The organism is Alteromonas gracilis, assembly GCF_043642145.1.
Classification (GTDB): domain Bacteria; phylum Pseudomonadota; class Gammaproteobacteria; order Enterobacterales; family Alteromonadaceae; genus Alteromonas; species Alteromonas gracilis_B.
In genome coordinates this window covers 1-23,700 of record NZ_JBHZRZ010000001.1, presented here as the reverse complement: position 1 = coordinate 23,700, position 23,700 = coordinate 1, and the positions used below count along the sequence as shown (strand labels likewise).

Below are 23,700 nucleotides of genomic sequence, written 5' to 3'. Positions count from 1 at the left end.
TTGCGGGCATTAAAAGCCGCGTAAAAATTGCCAACTCATCAACGCCATATTTATGGTTATTGCCTTATACGTCACTTTGAACGCAGTAAAAATAAATATGTTGTTGTGTAGTAACCACGAGTAAAAATTTCGATGAATAGACCCTGGTATAAAGAGTTCTGGCCCTGGTTTTTGATTGCCGTTCCCATTGTCACCCTTATTATGGGCGGCGTGTTGTTGAACCTTGCTATTTCAACCGAAGATAGCTTAGTGGTTGACGATTATTACAAAGAAGGTAAAGCCATTAACGCCCGTTTAGATAAAGAAGCGGTGGCACGGCGAATGAACATCACTACCGATTTAACTATCAAGGACGGCAGTATTGCATTGCAGTTTCATTCGGGCATTCCACAAGAAGGTAACGCGGTAAAACTGAGTTTTTACCATGTAACTCTTGAAGAGCGAGATGTAAGCATTTTATTAAGCCGCGATGCCAATGGTATTTACCGTGGCTTCGTAGAAGAGAACCTAGATGGAAAATGGCGCATTTCGCTAACACCTATTGACGATAGCTGGAAAATTCAAAATACGGTCTATCTGCCCCACTCTGGTAAAATGAAATTCAATCCATAATGGCTAAGTACGACTGTTATCACTGTGGTTTGCCCGTTGCGAGCCACGACCATGGAAAATTCAACACAGTAATTTTAGGACAGCAGCGCGAAATGTGTTGCCCTGGTTGTTTGGCGGTTGCGGAAGCGATCGTGGGCAACGGGCTTGAAGACTATTATCAGTTTAGAACAGAGCCAGCTCAAAAGTCTGACGATGGCATTCTTGAGACACTCGATAAGCTTAAAGTTTATGACGACCCATCCCTTCAAGAAGAGTTCGTATTTGATGAAGGCCAAGACAAGCAAATTCAGCTTACCCTTGAGGGTATTACCTGTGCAGCGTGTGGTTGGCTTATTGAAAAGCAGCTGTCTAAGGTAGAAGGTATTAAGCAGGTTGCAGTAAATGTTCAAGAACGCCGCGCACTGGTTACTTGGTCGCCTTTTCAAATAAAGCTTAGTCAAATCCTCTCAACGCTTAAGCGCATTGGGTATGTGGGCTCGCCTTTTCACCCAGACGAACATGAAGCCAGCTACAAACGCGAACAAAAGACCTTTCTGAAAAAGTTAGGGCTGGCCGGCATTATGACCATGCAAGTCATGATGCTAATGACAGGCCTTTATTTTGACTGGTTTGGTGCTATAGAGCTAGAAACCCGCCAGTACTTTTATTGGGTTGCCCTTACTCTAACTACACCAGTAGTGCTTTACTCAGGTAGCACGTTTTATGTAGGCGCGGCCAAAGCGTTAAGTGCACGCACAGTTAATATGGATGTACCCGTTACACTTGCCATATTCGGTACTTACATTGCAGGTATTCGCTCTACAGTATTAGAGCAAGGCGAAGTGTATTTCGAATCGATTTGTATGTTCATTTTTCTGCTATTGCTAAGTCGATTCCTTGAACACCGAAGCCGCCATCGCGCAGCACAGATTTCAGCTAACATGATGCAGTACGTGCCCGTTTCAGCCACGAAACTGATGCCAGATGGCAGCGTAACAGAGTGCTTAGCAAAACAATTAAAAATAGACGACGTAGTGCTTGTCAAGCCGGGTGAAACCATTCCTATTGATGGTACCGTTTCTGATGGCGAAGCCGCTGTTGATGAGTCTATGCTGACCGGCGAATTTAATCCTGTTGCTAAAGCGAAAAACAGTGCAGTTTATGGCGGCACAGTGTGCCAAGACGGTACGCTTACAGTAACCGTTACGCAAACGCTAAAAAATGCCCTGGTGAATCAAATTGTAAGGTTGCAAGCTAGCGCAATGGCAAACAAGCCAAAAGCGGCGCAATTGGCGGATAATTTCTCACGTTACTTTGTAAGCGCGGTGTTGCTTATTTCCGCGCTTACTTATAGCTTTTGGTATTACAATGGCAGTGAAGACGCTTTTTGGATAACCATTTCAGTCCTTGTAGCAACCTGCCCTTGCGCATTGGGTTTGGCCACGCCTTCGGCACTAACCTGCGCGATGGCAAAGCTAAATCGACAAGGCATTTTATTAAAACGCGCCGATGCGCTTGAACAAATTACTGATATCGACACTATAGCGCTTGATAAAACAGGCACGCTTACCCAAGGTAAGTTTACCATTTCAAATGCCTGGTATGCCGATGGTGTTGATAATGAAAGTGCCATGGCCATAGCCCGCGCGCTAGAGTCTCGCTCAGAACATCCTATCGCCAAGGCATTCAGCACAGAGATTATACACAACGTGGCTAATTTTACCGTCACACCGGGAGGTGGAATAAGCGGTGAAATCAACGATACGCTGTTTTCAATGGGTTCAGCCGCTTATTGCGTTAACGAATCTCACCTGAAATCAATTGAAAATTTCCCTAATGCGAACATATTCCTTACTGTAAAAGGGCGCATAATGGCTGCGTTTGAAGTGCGCGATACGCTACGTACCGACACCAAAGAAACCCTTAATATTTTGGCGAAAAACCACACGCTCGCGGTATTAAGTGGCGACACTCAGCAAAACGTAGATTCGTTGACTGCACCTTTACCCATTACCACAACTAAAGGCGGTCTGACACCTGAACAAAAGTACGAGTTGGTGCAGACCATGCAGCAATCTGGCGCAAAAGTAATGATGATGGGAGACGGTATCAATGACGCGCCGGTTCTTGCTAGCGCCGATGTGGCCATTGCGGTTGGAAATGCCACCGATGTTGCCAAGACCGCCGCTGACGTTATTTTGCTGGGCGATCAGCTGCTATCGGTTCCTTCACTTATTGAAACAGCGCATCAAGTGAAGCAAAAAATAAGACAGAATATCAGCTGGTCTGTCGGCTACAATTTATTGATACTGCCTTTCGCTGTGTCTGGGCTACTTTCACCGTGGATGGCTGTTGTAGGTATGTCATTAAGCAGTATCATCGTTGTCACAAACTCAACGCGACTACTGAGCAAATAGCATGAGTATTATTTACGTATTAATCCCTATCGCCGTTATCATCGTTGCTGTCGCTATTGTGATTTTCTTTTGGGCAGTCAAAACCAACCAATTCGAAGACTTGGACAGACAAGGCTACAGTATCCTTTTTGACGATGACCTACCGCCAGAAGAGAAAAAGTTGGCAGAGCAGCGCAAGCAGTTTCAGGAAAGCAACGAAGAAGCTCCCGATTTAACTAAAAACAACCAAAAGAGTAGCCAAGCTAAGCATGGAAGGAATTAATTACTTCTCTGCGTTCTTAATTGGCCTAGCTGGCGGAGTACACTGCGTAGGCATGTGTGGCGGAATTGTTGCCGCATTAAGAATGGTGTCACCAAAAGGTGCTTCTGCTGTGCCCTATACTCTTGCGTACAACATGGGGCGAATAGCAAGTTATACCCTAGCTGGCGCTATTACTGGTGCGTTGGGGAAAATAGCGGCCAACTATGTGCCTTTAGCCAACTATGCACTGTCCTTACTTAGCGGCATCATGCTGCTTTTGTTAGCGTGTTATTTAGGTAAGTGGTGGACAGGTTTAGCTCTGCTTGAAAATGCAGGAAAAGGCTTATTTTCGAAGCTACAGCCTCTGTCGAAAAGATTTCTTCCGTTTAAAACACCATTAAGCGCTATTCCCTATGGCTTCATCTGGGGTTGGTTGCCTTGCGGCTTAGTTTACTCAACGCTTACGTGGTCATTGGCAGCGGGTAACGCCACTCAAGGTGCTGCTGTTATGTTTTTCTTCGGCCTAGGAACACTACCCACACTACTTGCAGCAAGCGCCGGTAGCCAATACTTAATTCGAAGCTTTCAACATACCTATTTTAGACAAGTAATTGCGGCTATAATGGCCATATACGCGACTTATCTCATTCATAGCGCAATCGTTTAGAAATATGTGTATTATTGTCGGGAATTCATCAAGCGAGCGTGCATTATGAGCAAAGGAAGCCAATTTTCAATTCATTGTCAAAACTGCAGTTTCAGCCATCTGTGCTTACCAGTTGCACTGAATAAAACTGAAATAGAATCACTTGACGATATAATCGAACGTAAAAAGCCCCTACACAAAGGCGACACGCTTATTCAAACGGGCGATCAATTCCGTTCACTTTTCGCTGTAAGAACGGGTTCGTTTAAGTCTTTTGTAACTAACACCGAAGGTGAAGAGCAAATCACAGGCTTTCATTTCCCTGGTGACATCATTGGCTTCGATGCCCTACGTGAAAACAAGCATCAAAGTTATACTTCTGCCCTAGAAACTGCCATGGTTTGCGAACTTCCCTACGAAACACTTGATGAAATGTCGGTGCAGTTTCCAAAATTACGCCATCAAATCATGAGCTTTATGAGTGCAGAAATAAAACAAGATCACGATATGATTATGCTGTTAAATAAACGCACTGCAGAAGAGCGTTTGCTGTATTTTATTTCTCACTTATCTCAGCGTTTTGAAGAGCGAGGTTTTTCTCACCGAGAATTTCACCTCACTATGACGCGAAACGAAATTGGCAACTACTTAGGCTTAACTATTGAGACCATAAGCCGTCTTTTAAGCCGCTTTCAAAAAGACAATATTCTTAAAGTAGATGGAAAGCTGATTACAATCTTAGACTTTGAACGCTTAAACTCTAAATTATCGGCGATGAATGGTCCAAGCGTAGTCTGCAACGGCTAACCCTGGTCTATTTCACATTTAAAATGAAATAAGCGCGCTCCATGCGCGCTTTTTGGTTTAGAAGGGTGATCATCTATTTTCAAACACTCTCAGACCAAATTCTCTCGTAAATTCTTATAAACAAATAAACGTTTGTAAAAAACATGATCTAAAACAACTTACGTTTTTACTTTTGTCGTTTATAGTTATTATAAGACATCATTGAAATTCAGAATTTTTGACTGCCACTAACAAGCGTAAAGCTTAAGGGGAAGTTATGATTGAATGTAAACGAATTCTCGCTGTGGTCGATGCCGAGCGTGATAACCAACCCGCACTGAGTCGTGCCTATGAACTCGCTTCAAAAACGGGGGCGACAGTGACCGCCATCATGGTGGTATACGACTTATCCTATGATATGACAACCATGTTAAGCCCCGATGAACGAGAAGCCATGCGCGATGCGGTAACGAAAGAGTACGCAAAATGGCTTGCAACTCATTTGAAAGAACAAGGTTTTGGTGAAACCGACATTGTCGTTGAGTGGAATAACCGGGCTTACGAGTCAATCATCTATTACACGCTTAACAACCAAATAGACCTGGTAGTAAAAGCAACGAAGAAGCACGATGACCTTGCGTCGGTTATTTTCACCCCAACAGACTGGCATTTGATGCGTAAGTGCCCTCGCCCGGTACTTTTAGTGAAAGAACACGGTTGGCCAGAGGGTGGTGAAATTATTGCGGCAGTAAACGTGGGCAGCGAAGATGATGAACACTCTGCTCTTAACGATAAACTCACTATTATTGCCAATGATTACGCTGCCTTATTACATGGCAGCGTTAACTTGGTTAATAGTTTTCCATCTACACCATTGAATATTGCGATAGAAGTACCAGAGTTTGATCCTGATACTTACCACGATGCTGTTAAAAACCACCATAAAAAAGAAATGAAAAGTCACGCTTTGAAGTACGGCATTCCTGATGAAAAATGTGTTGTTAAAGAAGGGCTACCCGAAAAAGTTATTCCTCAGGTCGCAAAGAATATAGATGCTGAGCTTGTGATCATTGGCACAGTTGGACGTGTGGGGTTATCTGCAGCCCTCATTGGCAACACCGCTGAGCACGTGATCGACGAACTCAACTGTGATGTGTTGGCTATTAAGCCAGATGGATTCGTATCGCCGTTATCTAATTAACTGTACTGTGAAAAAATGAGACAAAACGATTGGCTGACGGGAAAGCAACGGCTGTGTGACCATAAATTTAACAAGACAAGCATGGTCTAGAAAAGGCGGTTTATTGTATAATGCACGCTTTATCACGAACCAAGCTAGTTAATTATGAGTTTAGGCACAAGCAGTGCTGATGCGTCGCCTTTGAATGCAGCGCAAAGTAAGCAGAAATACAACTTCAACAAACTTCAGAAACGTCTTCGTCGCAATGTGGGTAAAGCCATAGGCGATTTCGGTATGATTGAAAACAACGACAAAGTAATGGTGTGTCTATCGGGCGGTAAAGATAGCTACACTATGTTAGATATACTTTTGTTTTTAAAGAAGATTGCGCCTATTCACTTCGACATTGTTGCCGTAAACCTTGATCAAAAGCAGCCTGGCTTTCCTGAACATATTTTACCAGAGTATTTAGACAGCATCGGCGTTGATTACAAAATTGTAGAGGAAGACACGTACTCTATTGTTAAAGACAAAATTCCCGAAGGCAAAACAACTTGCTCGTTGTGCTCTCGTCTACGCCGAGGTATTTTGTACCGAACAGCGAAAGAACTCGGGGCAACTAAAATTGCGTTAGGCCACCATCGCGACGACATGCTTGAAACGTTTTTCTTAAATATGTTCCATGGAGGCAAGCTCAAATCTATGCCACCCAAGTTGGTGAGCGATAACGGCGAGCATATTGTTATTCGTCCGTTGGCCTACTGTACCGAAAAGGACATAGAAAAATATTCGCAAGCCGCTGAGTTTCCTATCATTCCATGTAACCTTTGTGGCTCTCAAGAAAACTTGCAACGTCAAAATATAAAAGCGATGCTTCAAGACTGGAACCGCCGATTCCCAGGTCGTATTGAGTCGATGTTCAGAGCGCTTCAAAATGTAGCGCCGTCGCATTTAGTCGACAGCAATTTATACGACTTCAAAGCCATAACGACTCAAGACGGCCCTGTAGAAGATGGGGATATCGGATTTGATCAACCTTCTTTTACTGCAGACACTAGCGTAAGTTTTAGCGATGAAGACAACGCAATTGAAGTAGTAAATATAATGGAACCGAAGTAAATGAAAATAGGACTTGCGTTAGGTGCAGGTGCAGCGCGCGGCTGGACTCACATAGGAATAATCCAGGCGTTAGAAAAGCTAGGCGTTAAAATTGATGTAGTTGCAGGCTGCTCAATAGGTGCTTACGTTGGCGCCGCCTACGCAAGTGGAAAGTTAGACGGTTTGAAAGAATGGGCGTGCTCGCTAAGCGACTGGCAAGTACTAGCGCTGATGGGTGTTGGCCTTAGGCGCGGCGGTATCGCCAGTGGTCAGAAAGTCTTTGATAAGCTAGCAAGTGAGTTTTGTGAAACGTCTTACGAATCCATGCAAAAGCCTTTCGCTTCAGTAGCAACCGATCTTTACACAGGGCGAGAAGTCGTATTTAGCTCTGGTCCTATCGGTAGTACTATTCAAGCATCTTGTGCAATTCCTGCGCTGTTCGCGCCCGTAGCACATGGCGACCGCTGGCTGGTCGACGGTGCGGTTGTAAATCCGGTTCCCGTCAACCTTTGTCGTCAATTAGGCGCAGACTTTGTTATTGCGGTAAACCTTAACGCCGATTTCCGCCCGCTTCGCCTTGAAAAACTACGTCAAGATCACGAAGAGAACCAACGTAAAACCGAAGACTTCTTCACAAAAAGCCAAAACGTTTTACGTCAATGGTTCTCGCCTGACAGTAAAGAAGACAAGGCAATCGAGAAAAAAGACGAAACAGTTAATAGCGATGCATCTAATGCGGTAGAAACTGAAGAAGGCGTTGCTGCTGAAGTTATTGAGAAAGTTGAAGAAAAGCTTACTGAAGTGCCTGCGAAAGTGAACAAACGCAATCCGCCTGGCATTATGAGCGTAATGAGCAGTTCACTAGAAATACTTCAAGCCCGCGTAACGCGTTCACGTTTAGCAGGCGATCCGCCAGACATCTTAATTGAACCACAGCTAACAGATGTCGGGATTATGGAATTTCACAGAGCGGAAGAGCTATGCGCGAAAGGTGAAGAAACTATCGCGCGTTTAGCTGAACAAATTAGATATCAGTTACTAACTTAACTGATTCCACAATAAGCGGCTAGCTTTAGCTTGACGCCATTGCGGTAACACGCAATGGCGCATGAGGCAGCGTTAAGCCTTTAGCGTTGTCAATCCACTCTTGTTCAAGATGCAGTACGCCGTTATTTATATGCACACCTTGCGGCGTAACAAAGTCTAAATTCTTGTCATCAAATTGAATCATTAGCCCTTTTACCGAAGGCATCATGAAAGACAAAAAGCTGCCCATCTCATTGAAGAAGGCTTCATATTGACCATACAAAAAAGTCAGGTCTTCTTTCGTGTAATGCTGCTTTAGGTATTCGGGTTTTGTTTCAAGTTGCACCGACATATCGCACACGTTGGCTCGCTCATTTAAGTCAATGCTAACAAGCGCATTCGCCAGTTTTAGTGCTTTTTCTGTCGGCACAGTGAAGCGCCCTTCATCGCTCACTTCAAGCGCCATGGTTTTCTTATCGGTTACGATAGTTGCGTTATTCACTTCGCATAAACGCCCCTCTCCTACTCGAACAAAACCAAAAGCAAATTGAAGCGCTTGAGTGTCTTCGTTATCTAGTTTCTTAACATGGCTGTAAAAACGGCTGTACTCAACATCTATCGTTTCTGCTACTACCAAAGCACTGTTTGCTCCCATAAATAGAGATGAAGCAAAAAATAAGGCCGCGCGTATCATTCGGATAAAAACTCCTCGTTAAATAGGATCATTGTTTGAAGCTCTTCTACATAAGCGGCTCCACGCTCAGAATAGTTCATTAGCCCTTCTGCTAATGCTACACCAGTAATAGGAATTTGATTAGCACGCAAACGGCTGCGTATCTCTCTTAAGTCGGCATAAGCATCGTGACGGTTTAAGTTTCGCATGTAGGTATAGGTGGCGCTAGACAAGCTGTCGAACTTAGCAACCTCATGCGAAGCCCCATCATTTCGACGACTTGGAACAAAACCACAGCCTTTAGAAAAGCACCACAAGCCAAAAAAGTTGTAGCCTTTTCTAGCGAAACGGCTGGTCCCCCAAGCTGACTCGTTAGCAGCTTGCACCAATACAAGTTCTGAGGGTAACACATCAATCTTTTGAAGCAGCGCTAATAGCTTAGTTTTCAGAGGCTGCGTAGGCTTAACGCGGTATTCTTCTTCAAGCCATTCCAACCTTGCCATGTCTTCATCAGAGAGTGAGCTATCAGCGAGCGCTTTTCTATAAAGTGTTTGAATATAATGCCTAAGTGTTAGTAAATAGGCATTTTGCTTCTCAACCTCGGGGCGTAAGTAGTTAAAAAACGCTTCTTTTTTCTCTTTTACATTCGTGTACGCTGCGAAATTGGGCACAGGTTTTGTAGCCTCTACCGTTTGAGGGATCTCTAATATATCGGGTTCGTCCTCAGTAAAGATTACAGCGTTAATGACAATGACTGCCAACACACCTAGCGTTATAAGAACAATTTTAAAGGTTTCGCGTTTATGCATCGAAGCTAGACTCATTCACACCGGTTTCCGATGCTTCCGTGCTACCGCCTTGCTCGCCAATGAGTTCCTGATAGAGCAAGCCCATCATACTAAAATAAAAAGGTAAGACCCAAATAAGAGAAAAGCCCAATGTAAGTGGTACCGTTGCGAATAACAAAAAGAACACACCAAAAACACTGGCGATTTGTGCCCAGTATGCATTGAATACACGGCAAGATAGAATAATTGCGCTAATAGGCGTTAGCTTTCTGTCAGCCACTAACATGAGAGAAAAAGACGATGCTAAGTAAAAATAGATGCCGGGAACAACCAATAGCATAAGGCCTAACTGAACTAATATGCTGTTAACTAATTGGGTTAATGCAAGAAGAAATATAACAGGAAAAAACTGAAACACTGTAAATACTGAGGTTTTAACTCCACGCGCTACAAAAACCCCCATCATATACAAACCTGTTATTAAAGGTGCGACAATACAAATTGCCACAATTTCAATAATGGACTGATGCTCGAATACATAGGTGCCATCGTTGTTAACCGTGATGTATTGCTGTGCAACCACACCTAAAACAACAAACGTTAAAAACAGTACTACGCTACCTTGCAACAAGGAAGAAAAGTTAGCTTTAGTCAAGCCTGCGGCGCGGCGTAATAGACCTTTAATATCAAATTGGTACTGTTTAGATAGCGTATTGTTCAGGCGATCTGGATTTACGTCTTTCACACAACTCTCTTATAGTTTTATAAAATCGACGCGATTATACCAATTCACAAAAACAAATGCCTGTTTGTATGCTAAACAAATATTAACCCAGTACCAGTTTCGCGGCTAAACCCACCAGCATCACGCCCATAGCGCGGTCTAACCAATAGCCTTTTTTGCCAATAAGTTCAGCTACTTTACTAGTGCTTAGCAAGTAAGAGAGAAAACAAAACCATACACCTGTTGCGATCGCCAAGTAAATGCCGTAGCCAAGTCTTACTGTAAACGGAGTATCAATACTGATTATGGCAGTAAAAAGTGAAAGAAAGAAAAGTGTTGCTTTGGGGTTTAGGCCATTCGTAAGAAATCCCATCCATAAGGCTTTTTTCGCTGAAATTTGAGCCGCTTTAGGTTCTGCGTTAACCTTCTCATCTTGCTTTACCGGGCCACTTCTTAACGCGCCAAATGCGAGATAAAGTAAATATGCCGCTGCAACATAACTAAAAGTGGTAAACAGCCAAGGTGTAGTGGCAATAACCACACTCAGGCCCACTAGCGAATAGGCAACATGCAACAGTATAGCCAGCCCTATGCCAACACTTGTAAACATAGCTATGCGTCTTCCATAGGCTATGCTGTTGCGTACAACCACAGCAAAATCAGGCCCTGGGCTTGCCACTGCAACAAGATGTATTAGTGCGATGGTTAGGAATTCATTCATATACTGCATGTTTTGCGCCTCCTACAGCGCATATTTTGAAATAATCTCATCAACCCACTGGGGAACAATGTGTGACGCGGGACCAGTTAACGACTCATCAAATAAGGCATTGGTAGCGCCAGGGGCCAAATTTGCCTCAATGGTGTGCGCACCACACTCTTTAGCAATTTGAACAAAGCCAGCGGCGGGGTAAACATTGCCCGACGTGCCAATAGCGATAAACACATCGGATTGGGAAAGCGCATTGTATATTTCATCCATGTACATAGGCATTTCACCAAACCAAACAATATCAGGCCGTAATGTGACTCTGCTGCAGCACGGACATTTGGTAGTGTGATCAAAGCTATCACGCCAATGAAATGACTGCTGTGAAATAGCACAGCGTGCTGATAAGAGTTCACCATGCATATGATAAACCGAGCTGCTGCCGCCGCGCTCATGCAAATCATCCACATTCTGTGTCACTAGCATTAAGCGCTCGCCTAGCGCCTTTTCAAGCTTAGCCAGTGCTATGTGCGCCGCATTTGGCTTAACCACATCTTCTTGAAGCTGTGCACGTCGAGCGTTATAGAAGCGGTAAACCAAACTAGGGTTTTGTTCAAAGGCTTCTGGTGTAGCAACATCCTCTACACGGTGATTTTCCCATAAGCCGTCATTGTCGCGAAATGTTTTTAAACCAGACTCGGCAGAAATTCCTGCCCCGGTAAGGACAACAATTTTGGGTTTTGTTTTATTTCCATTCATTAAATTGACTTTAATTACCTTTAACTACTGGGTATTGGGTATCTGCGCCCCACTCTGACCACGAGCCATCATAGACTGAAACCTGAGTAGCGCCGCACATCAGAGCAGCAATGCCAACGATACAAGCGGTTACACCCGAGCCACAGGTGCAAATAATAGGTTTTTGTAAATCAACATTGGCGCGGTCAAATACTGCATACAGCTTCTCGACACTTAAGAAGTGTCTGTCTTTTAATAGTGCATCAAAAGGAATATTAAATGCACCTGGCATGTGCCCGGACCTAACACCCTTGCGTGGTTCAGACACCTCTCCTTTAAAACGCGGCGCACTTCGCGCATCAACAAGTTGCGTATCTGTATTAATGGCTTGAAGTACAGCACGTGAATTTACAAACCAGCCTGACCTAGGCGTAGTTTGATAAGTTAATTTACCGTATTGCTGTTGTTCAGACACTGGTAAGCCTGCTTTTTCCCATGCTGGTTGCCCGCCATTTAAAATACCAACATCTTGATGACCTAATGATTTTAACATCCACCACACTCTTGGTGCAGAATAAATGCCGCGGGTGTCATACACTGCAATCGGCGTATTAGCTGTAATGCCTAGGTTGCCAAGATAAATAGCGAGGTTTTCTGCACTGGGCATGCTATGAGGAAGGCTTGTGGTGTGATCACTTCCGTCAGTATCTAAGTCGAAATCGACAGATGCAGGCAAAACCATTGTCGTTCGCGCATCTGGTGTTTTAGAAATCGGATCATCCATTAACGCTCTTATCAGCGTTATCGGCTTTTGTTGCATTGCATTAGCTAATTCACCAACTGAAAGCAACACTGGTGCCATTACATTCTCCTACAAGGCATTCACTGACGTGAATGCCTTAGTTATATCACGCCATAATCAATTGCATTAACTCTATCAGCACTTTACGTTTAGCTTAGTGCAGCAATTGCGGCGTCATAATTTGGCTCTTCTGTTGTTTCAGCAACTTGCTCGGTGTAAACCACTTTACCTTCAGTATCAATCACCACTACCGAGCGCGACATCAAACCTGTTAGCGGTGCAGACTCAAAGGTAACGCCGTAGTCATCGCCAAAGCTTGAGCGGAACGTTGAGCCAGTCAGCACGTTTTCAATACCTTCAGCACCACAAAAACGACCCGCAGCAAACGGAAGATCGGCTGACACGCAGATTACCGTTGTGTTATCAAGCTTCGCAGCTTTTTCATTAAATTTACGTACCGAGGTTGCACAAGTGCCAGTATCAATTGAAGGAAATATATTTAATACGACGTTTTTCCCTGCAAGCTCAGACAGCGTTACCTCACCCAAATCTGCTTTCACAAGGGTGAAGCCAGGCGCTTTTGCACCCACTTCTGGTAGCTGACCTTTTGTTGTAACCGTGTTGCCTTGAAAAGTAACTGATGCCATTCGCTTTCTCCGTGTATTGTTAATGTAAAATAATGGATGTAAAACAACGTGTTCGCAAATAAAAATGATGTTTTCTAAACGTCTTCTTTAACCTGTGATTCGGCAAATGCAAGTTTGTGTTGTAAATGCGGTTTACCTTTTAAATATTCACGTCTAAACACGCTAAAATAATGAGCCAACGTGTGTGCGCTTTGATTCTGACCAGCGAGCGCCAGAACGCTAACGCCAACCTCAGCGGTACAATGCTGAAAATCATGGCAAGACTCCCTGAGTAAATAGTCTGAAGCCATGCTCATGTTTACACCTAAAACTGGCAAATTATGTAAGTAAGGGCTTTTAGCAAACATTTTCTTTGCTTCCCGCCACGTGCCATCCAAAAAAATAAATAGTAACGTTTTGCCTGTATTCAATGGTGGAGTATCAATACAACGCTCTTGGGCAGCATATTCATGCGGAAAGACCACAATTGGATAGTACTTTTCGTCGCGTAGCAACGACAGCAATGCTTCGTCTGGCTCGGTTCGTTTCCATAGAAAAGCATGATTGTCTTTAACCACATCAGCAATCAATCGGCCTGTATTTGTTGGCTTGTAATATTCGCCTTTGTACATCAAAAATAAAACCGCCACATCTGTGCCAGCTTCAGGCTTAAATTCACAAATACAATTTTGAATTGGAAGTAAACAAGCGTCACAGCGTGTAACCTTGCTTCCACGGGCGTGAAATGGGCGTTCAGCTTTTGTGAGTTCTTCAGCCCTTAAGCGCATAATTGCGTTACTTTTTATCAATGGTATATCTAGATTGTCGAAAAGGTCACAATGGTAACACACCAAAGTAGTTTAAAAACCACTCGACACCGCTTTACCTAAACCCTACAACGTGCGTTATCAATACGTGGGGCAGCACATTACTAGCTATTTAAACGTATTTGGTTGAAAAGAATAAGCTATAAATTACGTTTCGGACTCACTTTTTAGGATTGCATTTCGTAGGCGACAGTCGACATCGTGTTTCTCGGCGTATCAATTAAAGGTAGGGTTATCGTAAATTCAGCCCCTTTGCCGTTGTGCGTAGTCACATTTTTAACATCAATAGTACCTTGCATGTGGTCTTCTATAATCATTTTCGACATATACAAACCCATTCCAGTGCCTTCTCCATGCGCCTTGGTTGTAAAATAGGGCTCAAATATTCGTTGCATCACATCAATAGGTACGCCTCCTGCGTTGTCTGTAATGCTTATCTTGTTCAATTCAAAAACGATATCAATAACTTTTTCCTGCATTGTTATTGTGTTTAACGCATCTCTCGCGTTACCAATTACATTCAAAATGACCTGTTGAAACTCAGATTTAAACCCTTCCACGTCACACGTTTCGCCAGAAATCAGTACCTTAATGCCATTATTTAATAACTGCGCTTTTTGCAGCTCAACAACCGACTCTATTGTTTCTGAAACATCAAAGATTTCTTTGCTCTTATCAATGCGAAAGAAATTTCTAAAATCATCTACCGTTTTACTCATAAAGTCGATCGTTACCAAATTCTCCTTTATAAAAGTACTAATATCTTCATCGGTTAAGCCCTGTTTAGCTCTATATCTCAACGTTTGAATACGCAAGGCGAGTTCGTTTAAGGGCTGTCTCCATTGATGTGCAATCGCGCCTATCATTTCGCCCATAGATGCCAATTTTGCTTGTTGCGTAAGTACCACATCTCGTTTTTGGTCTTGCTGATATTGCTCGTAATTTTCTTGACTAATTCCCAATTGCACTCGTTCTCTGAATTCAGCAAAAGCGATAGAAGTTATGTCGACAGAGCTTGGTAACCCCATACAAATGATAAGCCATTCACCGCAAGGGGAAATTCCAACTTGCGCTTTGCTCATCAACAGATACGCACGCTTCTCGAACACTTTTTGGTAGGGAAATGAGAAAAATAGTTTTTCCTTGCTAACATTCACATGAATGTCCGCACCGAGTTCAGAGATAGCTTCTAATGCGAGGCTCTTTAAAGCTATACCCTGTTTATTGTTCAACAAAAAGTAATTATTCAGCTCGTCTATTTTTTGTCGTGCGGTAGTGAGTGCATCAAAAACGCAAAAAAAGCTATCTTCTGCTGGCAGGGGTACTACAACCGGCTCATAAGTTTCAGACATAAGCGATGTAGAGCTATGCTGTGTTAGTTTTTCTTTTTCTACACTGCGATTTAAAACATGATTGGAGGCTGACTCGAGGTCGATATTTGGCTTACTTAAAATCTGTGTTTGAAAGTGCGCTTTCTTTTCGCCTAACTGTCTTCCTCCTTCCATCTTTAGCAGAATGCAGCTGGCGTCATCATCTTTTTTAGCAGACTGTGACATGATACGTTCACAAGCTTTGTCGATAGGCTCTTTTGGAAAACCAGAAAACGCTTTTTCACTTAGGCTTACGCCGTCCGACGCCACTATCACTCCCTCTCCAGCATTCAGGTTAGTAACAAATTCTTTCACGGAGCTGGAAAAGGCAACGCCCATTATTCCTTGCTGCGAGGGGAGCGATTTAACTGACGACTGGCCTAATTTCATCGCTCTTATATCGCCAATACAAATATAGTGTAAAAGCGGTTGTCCAGGGTGAGAAGTGTCTACTCGCCCTAAAAATATAGATGCACCAAATGTTTCTACACCCTCGATTTTATTCAAACCTTCGAACAACGCTTTAATCGACAAGAGGTGATTATCGTTTATCCATTCTCTCATCCTCTTCGCTAGTGTTCCCACCTCTAAATTTCCATGCCCCCCAACATCGCCTAACACAAACAAAAAATCGTTTTCGCGTTCAATTGTATAAACAAAATCACCACATCCGTTTGATGTTGTAAAAGGTTTTATCTGAAATACATGCGACACCATGCTAGTATCCTTTTACGCATGTTATACAGGTGCCACTGTCAGAGGTAGATAAATTGAATTCGTCTGACATCCTGACAATCGATGACATACCTAACCCCAAACTCCCAGATGAGCTTCTCCCTTCTACAAATGCGTGTTCGATACCCATTTGCATGCCAGTGCCACTGTCTATCGCCTCTATTACACATTTACTGTCTGAACAAGATAAAGTGATTGTACCGTTTCCTGCATATTTAATGATGTTGTAAGCTAATTCTGATGTAACCGTAGAAATTTCGGTTAACGTGATATCGTCAGGAACAAAATGCCGTGCAAAATAAGCCACACTATTGAGTAATGCGTGAACATCTGTGTTAACTTGAATGTGATATCGTTTTGATTGCATGGTTTACGTCCAGTTCAGTATCAAATGGAATGTCTGCGTCAAAGGTAAGCAATACGGACGCGGTGAAAGGATTAAGTCCACAAAAAATCACCTTCCTCCCCATCATCTTCAAACCGACATTTAATGCCGCCAGCTTGTGTAATTCGGCTCTTATAATCACATCTACCAAGCTAAGATCGATAACGATTTTCTGACTTCCAATTACATCTAACTCTTTACAAAATACATAGCACAGCTTGTCTATATTTAGGTCTTCGGAGTTAAGGTCAACCACAGTTACGCCTTGCATTTGAGACAATTTACTTTGCAGCATTATCATGTTCGTTTTACCAGTTCAAAACCGATTAGTTTATAAGCCTCTGCCATAGCATCTTTCAGAGTATTTGTTGTGATAAGTTCTGACACGTCCATACCCAAATTAACAATATTTTGCGCAATAAGAGGAGAGATGCCAGAGATAATGGCACGACAGCCCATTAAACGAGTAGCTTTTGCAATCTTAATAAGATGAGCCGCAACAGAACTGTCTACAATATTAATACCAGCAATATCAATAACGGCAACGCGTGTTGCTTGTTCTTTAATGTTAAGCAGTATGTCTTCCATCACTTTTTGTGATTTAACCGAATCCATTGAACCTACTAGCGGCACCATCAATACGTTTTCTGCTATTTTTAAAAGTGGTAAGTCGAACCGACTAGCAACAATTTGCTCCTGAAGGTCATCAATCTCGACCCGTTGTGCGTCTATTTTGCTGTTTTGGCTTGCAATCGTAGCGCCTTGATGCTGTATTTTTTGGCTATCTGAAATCCCATTTTTTTGTGTTGTCATTGCTTTCTCCTAGCGATGTTTACATTTCAAAATAGGTTAATACTTTGTTTTCCGAAACTTTAAAAACATATACTTTAGTATATAAATAGCGGCCATTATTGGACATAAAGCGAGCAGCAACTACGATTTGTTACAACAAAACGTTAATGGATTGATTGTATGTTTGATGGTCTCAGTATTCTAATTGCCGACGATTCAATGCAAACATTGGAAATGTTGTCTTTCATTTTTGAAAGTGAAGGAGCGAATGTGAGCAAGGCAAATAATGGCCTTGAGGCTTTCGAAAAAACGAAAGAGATTACCTACGATGTCATTTTGATGGATATACAAATGCCCATTTGCGATGGCATAGAGGCTACGCGGCGGATCCGTCAGTCAGGCATTTCAACTCCCATTATTGCTGTTACTGCAGCAACCGAGCTGGAAGCTCAAGAGCTCTTGAGCAAAGGATTCTCCGACTTTTTCCTTAAACCCGTTGACTTTGAGCTACTCAATCAAAAAGTTTCTATGTGTGTGGGTTCTGCGCAACTTTGTGGTTAAAGGTAGTTAAAGTAATTTTACAACTAACTATTTGAAAATGCTCACAATAAATTGTTAAGTTTTTATGCGCCCTTTTCATGAACTGTTTAAACCTCAGTATTCTTTAGCGGTTTAAGGTTTGACCGAAACATTTTTGTCAATGGATACACCCAGTCTCTTAGCCAATCGCATGAAATTGGCTCGGTCGTGACGAAGTAACGCCGAAGCCTTAGCCCAGTTGCCATCCGTTTCAAAAAGCGCCTGAACAATTTTTTGGCGCTGAAAAGACTCTGTCATTTCTTTAAGACTGTCTCCCCAAAGTGGTGCTTCGTCACGAGAAACCAACGCTTCTTTAGTTGTACCTTCTATTTGATGGTGTATATCTAAACAATTCGCATCGATCACCACCATATCGTGGTTTGCTGAGTTGGCTTTGGCGTATAACGATGCCCTACTTATTAAATGCTCTAACTCTCTAACATTTCCGGGCCAATGATATGACATAAGGCTAGATGCCGCCTCAGAAGACAATTTGAGCTGGCGTAGCCCCAACTTTCTGCGCGTCCGCTCAATAAAAAAGCCTGCTATGAGTAAAACGTCTTTGTCTCGCTCTTTAAGCGCAGGAACGCGTATTGGGTATACAGAAAGGCGGTGAAACAAATCTGCTCTAAAGTAACCATTGTTAACTTCGTTCTCTAAATCGCGATTAGTCGCAGCTATCACTCTAACGTTCACGTAAGTTACCTTGTCTTCACCTACTCGCTGGATCTCTCCACTTTGTATAGCGCGTAGCAATTTACTTTGAACACTAAAGGGCAACTCTCCAACCTCGTCTAAGAATAGTGTACCTTTATTAGCGAGTTTGAATTTTCCTTCCCGATTCTTATCGGCCCCCGTAAACGCGCCTTTAATGTGACCAAATAATTCCGCCTCCGCTAGCGTTTCGGTCAGTGCAGCACAATTAACATGAACAAGAGGCATGTGTTTTCTTGCCGACTCATGATGCAAGGTTCTTGCAACAAGCTCTTTACCTACACCAGTCTCTCCCGTGATAAGAACATTGAAGTCTGAGGTGGCGACTAAAGAAATATCTTTACGGAGCTTTTCAATAACCTGGCTTCTGCCAATAATTTCGCCGCCACCACTCATTAACGCTTCATCATTTAGTTCCTGTACTAAAGTTCGAGCCTGCTTTGCCTCATTTTTTAAACGCTTGATCGCGTTGGCGTTACTGAGGGTTTGTGCACCTAAGCAAGCAACAACCTCTAACGTTTTGGATGATATTTTTTCAAACGCACCAACGTTCAAACTATCAATAGTTATTAAACCCAGCAGATTGTTCTCTTCAACTAATGGAATGCCTAAACAGGAATGTACCGGTAAATCGCCACTTTTTGTCAGCAACAGTCCATCATATGGATCGGGTAAATTACAATTAGAAGGGAATACATACGGGCTGCGCATGCTACATAGCGTGCTAAATCTTGGGTGATCTTTAACTTTAAAGCGACGACCCAAAGTGTCAAATGACAACCCTTGAGTTGCTATGGGTGTCAGCCAGCCCGAATTCTCTCTTAAAAGGGCTATCGCATCACATGGAATCAGCTTTCGAATAGCACTAATCAATTGCACTTCTACATCTGAAGCCTGTGTGCTTTTTGAAAAATCCATTGCCATTTCGATTTCGAGCGCGAAATTCTCTGAGGTCATACCCCACTCCATCGTGTCAATATGACACCATTATAAAGAAGTCAAAATGACACATCAATCAACCAACCCCACAAAATACGCAATACTATCAACAACATACTAATTGGCATGTAATCTGTAAAAGGAAACGCAAAGAACAAGATTTGATCACAACGTCCATAATTTACGAGAGATAGGGTATGAATGTAAAAACCAACGCCACTTCCTATGCGTTCGATGTGGCTTTGACGCAATTAAAAAAAGCAAACGTAGGTTTAACTGGACTCTCAGTAACTTTATGTACATCTGAATTGGTGCTCTATCGGTTTGAGTCTTATCTCTTTATACCACGGCTTGAAGCAGGCCATATGACAATGGGTGTAACTTCTGCGTTTATTAAGTCACCTTTTGACGCTCGATGCGTTGCATTAAAACTGTTCAATCGACTAGTGATACGCCGTGCTTTCTCACAAATTTTATTGATGTTGTTCCATCGCTAATTAACCCACCAATATTTATCACCCTGCGCTAAAGCGCGCGACTAACTTTACTTAGAGGTTCTATATGCTGTCAAAACAAACGATTACAGCTGTTAAGTCAACAATACCTGTTCTTGCCAATGCTGGTGTAGCCATTACTGAGCATTTTTATCAAAGAATGTTTTCCCTAAACCCCGAGTTAAAACACATATTCAATATGTCAAATCAAGCAGGTGGTGCTCAACCTTTTGCGTTGTTTAACGCACTTGCGGCTTATGCAACTTACATCGATGACTTAGATCAGCTAAATACAATGGTGTCGCGAATTGCAAATAAACATGTAAGCCTAGACATTCAAGCAGAACACTACCCCATTGTTGGCAAACACTTGTTAGCGACATTAGCAGAGCTAGCTCCTGAAACATTCAATGAACCCACTTTAAAGGCATGGGAGGAAGCTTATGCTTATTTGGCCAACGCCTTTATCGATGTAGAATCGACGATGTATGCATCTCAACGGGTTACTAACGGTGGCTGGAATGGCAAGCGGTTGTTTAAGGTTATCGACAAAGTTCAGGAGTCAGAGCAAATCACGAGCTTTTATTTCAGCCCCGTAGATCAACAGCCTATTAGACAGTTTAAGCCAGGCCAATACATTACAGTGAATATTAATGGCGCTTCTGATTATCAACAAAAGCGCCAGTATTCATTGTCACAGTTCGAATATAAAAATTTTTACCGTATTTCAGTAAAGCGCGAAACGGGAGAGTACCACGGCCTTATTTCTAATTACTTACATGATGAAGTTAAAATTGGAAGCCAAATCGAGCTCATCGCTCCTGCAGGTGATTTTGTACTAAGAGACGCTGCGAAGCACAACGTTTTGATTTCGGCGGGCGTAGGCATTACCCCCATGTTTACTATGCTCCAGGCGATTTTAGAAAACAAAGCCAACAGTGCAGAGGTAACCTTTATTCATGCATGTAAAAACGCGGGGCAACATGCTTTTCATCAACACCTCCGCGAATTAGAAACGGTATATAGTCAATTGCACTACCATTACTGGTATGAAACCAATGCTGATGATGCAAAAGCAAAATCTGGTTTTATAGATTTGTCTCATCCTGAAATAAAGTTGCCGATAGAAGACGGTGATTTTTATCTATGCGGTCCAGTTCCATTTATGCGTTTTTGCAAGCACGCTTTGATGGACCTTGGCGTAAAAAGCGAGCAAATCTACTATGAAATGTTCGGCCCTCATAACGATTTATAACTTTTCGTCACGTTAAGATAAACCGTTGATGTAAATCCAAAGGTCCAAAGCGATTTCTGTTAACTGTGGCGGCAAAGTTATCACTGACAACTTTGCCGCTGATTAAGCCAAATTAAAAACAGTAAGCGGACAACTTAATAGAAAAAGCGCAGCAAACACTACTCTTTAATATCCTTCAACCTTTTTCCCACATCGACAATAGCATCAATTGCGGGTTTTAGTTCCTTGCCGAGTTCAGTCAGCGAATATTCCACGGACGGGGGGGATGTAGACATAACTTCCCTATGAACTACTCCGTCAGACTCAAGCTTCTTTAATCTGTCAGTTAAAACTTTTGGTGAGATGCCATGAATATCATTTCTGAGTTCGCTAAACCTTCTTGGCTGGGCACTTAAATACCAGATGATATTGGGCGTCCATGCACCGCCAATAACACTTAGACACTCATTGATTGGACATTCTTCAGGTGGCGGTTCCACGTTGTTTTTTCGTTGTTTAAGCACTGATTATTCAACTTACTATTTGGTTATGAGCTTACCATACGGTAACTCAAAAATTGAGCAAGTATCAAGATATTACTTGATATACATTGGTAACTATTAAAAACTAAATTAAAAATTAAGCCATATTATTAAAAGGAAAGACGTATGTGGAACCAAAATGAGCTAACCAAAAAGCTTGGTATTGAGTACCCCGTTATTCAAGGTCCATTTGGCGGAGGGTTATCCACTGTAAAACTTCTCGCTGCTGTTTCAAATGCTGGAGGAATGGGATCGTTTGGTGCTCACATCCTTTCTCCGTCAGGAATTAGCGAATTAATAAACGACATTCGCAAAGAAACTGACAGACCTTACGCTATCAATCTTTGGATATCTGATCACGATGAAGGTGGTTTAAATATGCAACGAGAAGCATTTAACGATTACGTCGGGTATTTCAAACCCTATTACGATGCCCTGAATATAAAACTCCCCGAGTTTCCCGATAAGTACACTGAAAACTATGAAGAACAAGTCGAGGCTGTTATTGAAGCAGCACCACCAGTATTTAGCTTTGTTTATGGTATTCCTAGCCATGACGTTTTGGAACGATGTCGCAGAAAGAAAATAACCACAATTGGTGCTGTAACGACATTAGAAGAAGCGCTAGCTATGGGAGAAGCCGGAGTGGACATCATTTTAGCAACAGGTCTTGAAGCAGGTGGACACCGCGTGTCATTTATGGATAAACCCGAAAACTCACTGTACGGCGGTTTAGCGTTAGTTCCACAAATCGTTGACCGCGTAAAAATTCCTGTCATTTGCGCCGGAGGTATTGTTGATTCTAGAGGCGTTAAGGCTGCGTTAGCATTAGGTGCACAAGGTGTTCAAATAGGCACGGCGTTCTTGGCCTGTGAAGAATCTGGCACGAGCACAATGCATCGTGATGTTCTCTTTAGCGACGCCTCTTACAAAACTGTCTTAAGCCGAGCTTTTACGGGACGGTTGGCACGATTTATACCCAATGAATTCATTGACGCTATTGAGCAATCAAAGGAGCTGCCACTGCCGTTTCCTATTCAAAGCTTTTATACTTCCACTATTAAAAAATCTGCACATGAACAAGGAAATCGAAATTTCGCTTCTTTTTATGCTGGTCAGGGTGCGCCACTTTTGAAGCATAAAAAGGCAAGAGCACTGATAGAAGCCATTGTGGCTGACATGGATTAACACGCAACTCAATATTGGAGAGATCTAGATGTACAAGCTATACGGTTTGCCAGGTTCCTGTTCTACAGGTATTCATATATTACTAAAAGCTCTTGAACAAGACTTTGAAGTGATACCCAAAAACACTGTCGATAATTACAACACAATAAACCCAGTAGGCGCCGTTCCAGCGCTTGATGACGGCGGAATGATCATTTGCGAAGGGGCTGCAATTGTTCTTTATCTGCTAGAAAAACACAAGAGCGAAATGATGCCTACTGACGTTGTAGAAAAGAGTTCGTTTATACAAAAGCTAATGTTCAATTACGCGACGATGCACCCTGCATATAACCGATTATTTTTTGCTATGAATAATTTAAAGGGTAAGACACAACAAGAGGCTTATGAGGCAGCAGCGCAACCCATTAATTCCCTGTGGAAAAATGTTGATGATCAACTTAAGTCACGCCCTTTTGTGAGCGGTGAGAAAGTGACAATTATCGATTACCTGCTGTGCATCTATGCCAATTGGGGTACATTCTTTAACGTTGACATAAAGCGTGGCCCGAACGTGGATAGGATGATTAAACAAGTCATTCAAGCCCCCTATTTCTCAAGTGCATTTGAGGAAGAAGGCGTTGAGTTTGCGTTGTTTAAGTCATAACTGAAATTAATTGGTAATAATATTTAGGCGCTACATAAAGATAGCGCCTTTTTTGTATTAGCTTTATGCCAAACATTTGAAAATCAACTTAACCTTAAAAAGGGCAATTGGCAAAGGATTAGGGAAGGTGTTATCGGGCTCTTCATCATTAACGGGGGACATCCGCATTCATTAAACTGATTTTGCGAAGAATCATTTAATGGAGAGTACAGA

At 42.6% G+C, this 23,700-nt stretch carries 26 protein-coding genes; 12 read left to right on the top strand and 14 right to left on the bottom strand.

Annotated elements, in window-relative coordinates; genetic code table 11:
- The first annotated feature begins 132 nt into the window (after positions 1-132).
- The 8 genes from ACHUFN_RS00130 to ACHUFN_RS00095 all read left to right on the top strand — a co-directional run bounded on the left by ACHUFN_RS00130 (position 133) and on the right by ACHUFN_RS00095 (position 8,006).
- Positions 133-612: a FixH family protein gene (locus ACHUFN_RS00130; protein ID WP_394220227.1), complete on the top strand. Its 480-nt coding sequence runs from the start codon at positions 133-135 to the stop codon at positions 610-612.
- The gene (locus tag ACHUFN_RS00125) at positions 612-3,008 is read left to right on the top strand and encodes a heavy metal translocating P-type ATPase (protein ID WP_394220225.1); all 2,397 of its coding nucleotides are present in this window, start codon (positions 612-614) and stop codon (positions 3,006-3,008) included. Before ACHUFN_RS00130 ends, ACHUFN_RS00125 begins: the two co-directional genes overlap by 1 nt.
- 1 nt (position 3,009) lies before the next feature.
- Positions 3,010-3,270, top strand: a complete 261-nt coding sequence (ccoS, locus tag ACHUFN_RS00120; protein WP_394220224.1) for a cbb3-type cytochrome oxidase assembly protein CcoS — start codon at positions 3,010-3,012, stop codon at positions 3,268-3,270.
- Entirely contained in the window at positions 3,257-3,916 is a 660-nt protein-coding gene (locus ACHUFN_RS00115) for a sulfite exporter TauE/SafE family protein (protein WP_394220222.1), read from the top strand. The genes ccoS and ACHUFN_RS00115 overlap by 14 nt, the downstream gene beginning before the upstream one ends.
- A gap of 45 nt (positions 3,917-3,961) precedes the next feature.
- Positions 3,962-4,702 carry a fumarate/nitrate reduction transcriptional regulator Fnr gene (gene fnr, locus ACHUFN_RS00110; RefSeq protein WP_394220221.1) on the top strand — a complete coding sequence of 247 codons (741 nt, stop codon included), beginning with the start codon at positions 3,962-3,964 and terminating at the stop codon, positions 4,700-4,702.
- A 256-nt stretch (positions 4,703-4,958) separates the two neighbouring features.
- Positions 4,959-5,882, top strand: a complete 924-nt coding sequence (gene uspE / locus ACHUFN_RS00105; protein WP_394220220.1) for a universal stress protein UspE — start codon at positions 4,959-4,961, stop codon at positions 5,880-5,882.
- A gap of 144 nt (positions 5,883-6,026) precedes the next feature.
- Positions 6,027-6,980 (top strand): tRNA 2-thiocytidine(32) synthetase TtcA, encoded by a 954-nt coding sequence (gene ttcA, locus ACHUFN_RS00100; RefSeq protein WP_394220219.1) that lies wholly within the window; start codon positions 6,027-6,029, stop codon positions 6,978-6,980.
- Entirely contained in the window at positions 6,981-8,006 is a 1,026-nt protein-coding gene (locus ACHUFN_RS00095; RefSeq protein ID WP_394220218.1) for a patatin-like phospholipase family protein, read from the top strand.
- Positions 8,007-8,031: 25 nt separating this feature from the next.
- Here the strand turns inward: ACHUFN_RS00095 and ACHUFN_RS00090 are convergent, their stop codons facing one another.
- The 12 genes from ACHUFN_RS00090 to ACHUFN_RS00035 form a co-directional block, all read right to left on the bottom strand.
- Positions 8,032-8,679 (bottom strand): DUF2987 domain-containing protein, encoded by a 648-nt coding sequence (locus ACHUFN_RS00090; RefSeq protein WP_394220217.1) that lies wholly within the window; start codon positions 8,677-8,679, stop codon positions 8,032-8,034.
- The gene (locus tag ACHUFN_RS00085) at positions 8,676-9,467 is read right to left on the bottom strand and encodes a glucosaminidase domain-containing protein (protein WP_394221018.1); all 792 of its coding nucleotides are present in this window, start codon (positions 9,465-9,467) and stop codon (positions 8,676-8,678) included. Before ACHUFN_RS00085 ends, ACHUFN_RS00090 begins: the two co-directional genes overlap by 4 nt.
- On the bottom strand, positions 9,460-10,191 hold the full coding sequence (locus ACHUFN_RS00080; RefSeq protein ID WP_394220216.1) for a YciC family protein: 732 nt from the start codon (positions 10,189-10,191) through the stop codon (positions 9,460-9,462). The genes ACHUFN_RS00085 and ACHUFN_RS00080 overlap by 8 nt, the downstream gene beginning before the upstream one ends.
- A gap of 82 nt (positions 10,192-10,273) precedes the next feature.
- Positions 10,274-10,900, bottom strand: coding sequence for a LysE family translocator (locus ACHUFN_RS00075; protein ID WP_394220215.1), 627 nt, complete (start codon positions 10,898-10,900; stop codon positions 10,274-10,276).
- Positions 10,901-10,912: 12 nt separating this feature from the next.
- Entirely contained in the window at positions 10,913-11,638 is a 726-nt protein-coding gene (cobB, locus tag ACHUFN_RS00070) for a Sir2 family NAD+-dependent deacetylase (protein ID WP_394220213.1), read from the bottom strand.
- 10 nt (positions 11,639-11,648) lie between these two features.
- Positions 11,649-12,479 (bottom strand): sulfurtransferase, encoded by an 831-nt coding sequence (locus ACHUFN_RS00065; protein ID WP_394220212.1) that lies wholly within the window; start codon positions 12,477-12,479, stop codon positions 11,649-11,651.
- A gap of 89 nt (positions 12,480-12,568) precedes the next feature.
- Positions 12,569-13,066 (bottom strand): thiol peroxidase, encoded by a 498-nt coding sequence (gene tpx / locus ACHUFN_RS00060; protein WP_394220211.1) that lies wholly within the window; start codon positions 13,064-13,066, stop codon positions 12,569-12,571.
- Positions 13,067-13,140: 74 nt separating this feature from the next.
- Positions 13,141-13,833 carry a tRNA-uridine aminocarboxypropyltransferase gene (locus ACHUFN_RS00055; RefSeq protein ID WP_394220209.1) on the bottom strand — a complete coding sequence of 231 codons (693 nt, stop codon included), beginning with the start codon at positions 13,831-13,833 and terminating at the stop codon, positions 13,141-13,143.
- A gap of 206 nt (positions 13,834-14,039) precedes the next feature.
- Entirely contained in the window at positions 14,040-15,959 is a 1,920-nt protein-coding gene (locus tag ACHUFN_RS00050) for an ATP-binding protein (RefSeq protein ID WP_394220207.1), read from the bottom strand.
- Between the two features lies 1 nt (position 15,960).
- Positions 15,961-16,344, bottom strand: coding sequence for an ATP-binding protein (locus tag ACHUFN_RS00045; protein ID WP_394220206.1), 384 nt, complete (start codon positions 16,342-16,344; stop codon positions 15,961-15,963).
- A complete protein-coding gene (locus ACHUFN_RS00040) occupies positions 16,313-16,657 on the bottom strand; it encodes a hypothetical protein (protein WP_394220204.1) in 345 nt (114 codons plus the stop codon). Before ACHUFN_RS00040 ends, ACHUFN_RS00045 begins: the two co-directional genes overlap by 32 nt.
- A 2-nt stretch (positions 16,658-16,659) precedes the next feature.
- Complete coding sequence (locus ACHUFN_RS00035; protein ID WP_394220203.1) at positions 16,660-17,175, bottom strand: STAS domain-containing protein; 516 nt, start codon at positions 17,173-17,175, stop codon at positions 16,660-16,662.
- A gap of 159 nt (positions 17,176-17,334) precedes the next feature.
- On the opposite strand from ACHUFN_RS00035, the gene ACHUFN_RS00030 reads away from it, so the two are divergent.
- Positions 17,335-17,715 carry a response regulator gene (locus ACHUFN_RS00030; protein WP_394220202.1) on the top strand — a complete coding sequence of 127 codons (381 nt, stop codon included), beginning with the start codon at positions 17,335-17,337 and terminating at the stop codon, positions 17,713-17,715.
- A gap of 111 nt (positions 17,716-17,826) precedes the next feature.
- Here ACHUFN_RS00030 and norR read toward each other — a convergent pair whose 3' ends face one another.
- Entirely contained in the window at positions 17,827-19,404 is a 1,578-nt protein-coding gene (gene norR / locus ACHUFN_RS00025; protein WP_394220201.1) for a nitric oxide reductase transcriptional regulator NorR, read from the bottom strand.
- A 543-nt stretch (positions 19,405-19,947) separates the two neighbouring features.
- Between norR and hmpA the strand changes: the two genes are divergently transcribed.
- Positions 19,948-21,135 (top strand): NO-inducible flavohemoprotein, encoded by a 1,188-nt coding sequence (hmpA, locus tag ACHUFN_RS00020; protein WP_394220199.1) that lies wholly within the window; start codon positions 19,948-19,950, stop codon positions 21,133-21,135.
- Positions 21,136-21,293: 158 nt separating this feature from the next.
- On the opposite strand, the gene ACHUFN_RS00015 is transcribed toward hmpA, so the two are convergent.
- Positions 21,294-21,638, bottom strand: a complete 345-nt coding sequence (locus ACHUFN_RS00015) for a winged helix-turn-helix transcriptional regulator (protein WP_394220198.1) — start codon at positions 21,636-21,638, stop codon at positions 21,294-21,296.
- Positions 21,639-21,782: 144 nt separating this feature from the next.
- On the opposite strand from ACHUFN_RS00015, the gene ACHUFN_RS00010 reads away from it, so the two are divergent.
- On the top strand, positions 21,783-22,844 hold the full coding sequence (locus ACHUFN_RS00010) for an NAD(P)H-dependent flavin oxidoreductase (RefSeq protein ID WP_394220196.1): 1,062 nt from the start codon (positions 21,783-21,785) through the stop codon (positions 22,842-22,844).
- Between the two features lie 28 nt (positions 22,845-22,872).
- On the top strand, positions 22,873-23,487 hold the full coding sequence (locus ACHUFN_RS00005) for a glutathione S-transferase family protein (protein WP_394220195.1): 615 nt from the start codon (positions 22,873-22,875) through the stop codon (positions 23,485-23,487).
- Positions 23,488-23,700 lie beyond the last annotated feature (213 nt).